Source organism: Paracoccus sp. FO-3 (genome assembly GCF_006386455.1).
Lineage (GTDB): Bacteria > Pseudomonadota > Alphaproteobacteria > Rhodobacterales > Rhodobacteraceae > Paracoccus > Paracoccus versutus.
In genome coordinates this window covers 1-2,434 of record NZ_VCBQ01000223.1, presented here as the reverse complement: position 1 = coordinate 2,434, position 2,434 = coordinate 1, and the positions used below count along the sequence as shown (strand labels likewise).

Annotated in this window: 5 protein-coding genes; all 5 read right to left on the bottom strand. The window is 60.9% G+C overall.

The genetic code is table 11. The annotated features are described in order from the left end of the window. Window positions 1-100: 100 nt before the first annotated feature. Entirely contained in the window at window positions 101-1,468 is a 1,368-nt protein-coding gene (locus FE811_RS26475) for a class I SAM-dependent methyltransferase (protein ID WP_255469862.1), read from the bottom strand. After that, window positions 1,465-1,629: a hypothetical protein gene (locus FE811_RS27775; protein WP_157903888.1), complete on the bottom strand. Its 165-nt coding sequence runs from the start codon at window positions 1,627-1,629 to the stop codon at window positions 1,465-1,467. The genes FE811_RS26475 and FE811_RS27775 overlap by 4 nt, the downstream gene beginning before the upstream one ends. Beyond that, on the bottom strand, window positions 1,626-1,982 hold the full coding sequence (locus FE811_RS26470) for a hypothetical protein (protein ID WP_140849477.1): 357 nt from the start codon (window positions 1,980-1,982) through the stop codon (window positions 1,626-1,628). The genes FE811_RS27775 and FE811_RS26470 overlap by 4 nt, the downstream gene beginning before the upstream one ends. Further along, window positions 1,979-2,188 carry a hypothetical protein gene (locus tag FE811_RS26465; RefSeq protein WP_093744245.1) on the bottom strand — a complete coding sequence of 70 codons (210 nt, stop codon included), beginning with the start codon at window positions 2,186-2,188 and terminating at the stop codon, window positions 1,979-1,981. Before FE811_RS26465 ends, FE811_RS26470 begins: the two co-directional genes overlap by 4 nt. Beyond that, the coding region (locus FE811_RS26460; protein WP_219848975.1) for a hypothetical protein at window positions 2,185-2,434 on the bottom strand (250 nt) is incomplete at its 5' end. The genes FE811_RS26465 and FE811_RS26460, both read right to left, overlap by 4 nt.

The window sequence follows — 2,434 nt, the reverse complement described above, 5'->3', positions numbered from 1 at the left end:
CAGCGCCTTACTTGGGAAATGTGGGATAAAACTCCATATTTTACAGGGATATTATGGCATTGCGCGAGGCGGGCCAACACGAGATTGACCCGCCCGGCGATCATGCGCGCGGCTTGTAATAGACACAGTATCCGGTGGGGATGTTCGTGCCGGAGCTGGCGAAGCTGCCCACGGGCAGATCGCGCCAGTCGCCAATTGTGGTGCCGTGGTCGTAGTAGGCGGACGCGGGCAGAATGCAGACCAGACAGCCGCCGGGCTTCAGGAATTTCACCGCGTGATCGAGGTGTTTCTTGTAGTGCCGCCCATAAAAAGGGGGGTTCATGACCACTTTGTCAAACCGCGGATCGGGCGCGACCTGAAGGAAATTCGCGGTCATGACGTGATGGCCCTTCGCGCGGGCCAGATCGGCACGGGCGGCGTCGTATTCAACGCCGGTGACGGACACAGCCCCGCTCATCCGGTTTTCGCGCAGATCGGCGTTGCGCCGGGCCAGCTCGTCCATCAGTGCGCCGTCGCCGCAGGACGGTTCTAGGATTTCCTCGCCGCCGCTTAGGTGCAGGGCGTCGATCACGGTTTCTGCCACGGGCCGGGGGCTGGCATAGAATTGCAGATCGCGGGCAACTTCGGTGCTTGGCCGCTTCGCCTCGGCCTCGTTCGGCGCGTCGGGCAGCACTTCGCCGTAGAACTCGGCCAGGGCGCGGTTGATGTCTTTTCGGCCCTCGGGGTCGAAAATCAGGTGGGCGTTGCCATTCTTGAAAACGCGAATGATGCCACCGCAGAAATCAGCCTCGCCGTGGCGCTGCGCCTCGTCCATCGTGTCTTCAAATTCGCGGTAGGTATAGCGCGGCTGGCTGCGATAGACGCGCAGGGCGTTGAGGGTATCTTTCACCCGCTCCCGGCCCCAACTGTTCCAGCCGGTGACATAGGAAACGATGATCCGTTTCGGCAGGCCCTCAACGCCGATTTTTACTTTGGAATGGCTCTTATAGGCCGGGTCCAGATCGGTGAAGCATTCGGCCAGCCCCTTGAGGACGTGAAAGCGTTGATCGAGCAAATAGCTCCCGAACACCTCAGCGATATTTTCCAAGGTGAAGGGCAGGGGGTTGGTCAGCTTCAAGTCGAGCTGTTGCCGGTCCTTGGCGCTGGCGATGTTCTCGATATTCAAGCCTTCGTAGACGTGTTTCCATGCGGATCGCAGGAGCGTCAGGCGCACGTCGCGCTCGTATAGGCTCGGATCGGTCGCAAAGACGCGCCCGCCGTAGGTGCCGCCGATGCAAGCGGCGGCATTGATCGCGGTTTCGGCCTTCTTGAAAGCCTCGATGGCGCCGGGGATGCTTTCGGCCTTTGCATCATAATCCGCGACGATCTCGGACAGGCTGCGCCGGATCGCCGGTGCGCCGTGGTCCTTCTGATCGGTTTCGCCAATCTTCGGAAATTCGCTGTGAAATGTCATGTTCTCGTCTTTCATCCTTGGCCCAGGAACCGCTCGCCAGCGTTCGGGCCGTATTCGATCACTTCCCAAACCTCGTGCCCGGTGCGGCTGGCGTAGCGCCATGCCGTCGCCTCGTCCTTGTGGACGCGGGGCAGGTCGTCGGGGTGTTCGCGGGTCTCAAAGGTGCGCCAGCTCATGCCTCGGTTCCCCGAGGCATGGCTGCGAAAAGATCGTCGTTGTCCCAAGCCGGGTGCGATTTGGCGACGGGCAAGGGATCGACACCCTTGGTCTCGATCACAAGGCGGGCCGTGCGCTCGCAAGGACAGCCATAATCGTTGCGGTAGTTCTCGCGGATTTGGACTTCGTAGCGGTTCGGCGTCTCCGGGATCGGCGCGACGGTGTAACGCTTGGGTGAGGATTTTCGGCCCAGCCAATCCGCGCCCCATGTGGCGGGATGCTTGTCCCGCTGATACTCGATGCAAGCCAGAATATTGCGCTTGTCGGAGGCGGTCAGGTGCCGCCCCTCGATGAGTGAAATCTGCGGTTTCATTGGGCCTTCTCCTGAAGGTAGGTGCGATACCCCTTCTGATCCGTGCTGCCGAAACAGATCACATGCTGATCGGCCAGATGGCGCAGGTCGCAAAGCGCATACTCCATCAGATCGGCCACATGGCCGGAGGCGTCAGGATAGAGCGCGGTCAGTGCATCAAGGATGCGCTCTGCCTGAATGGCGGGGGTGTTGTTGGGGGCACTCATGCCCCCATCTCCGTCCAGTCAGTTGCCCAAATATCCATCGTTGCGACGGTTTTGCCCTCGGGATCGAGCAAGCGCAGATCGGGCTTGTGCGTGGCGGCTGCGTGATGATCGCGGCCCATCTTGCGCAGCAGGTCGGGGTTGGCGGAATAGACCACTTCCGCGCCGGGAAGCCCGTCATATTCGGACCATAGGGAAAAGAGACGTGCGGACATAAATCGTCCTCCTTGTGGTGATGCCCTATCCGGT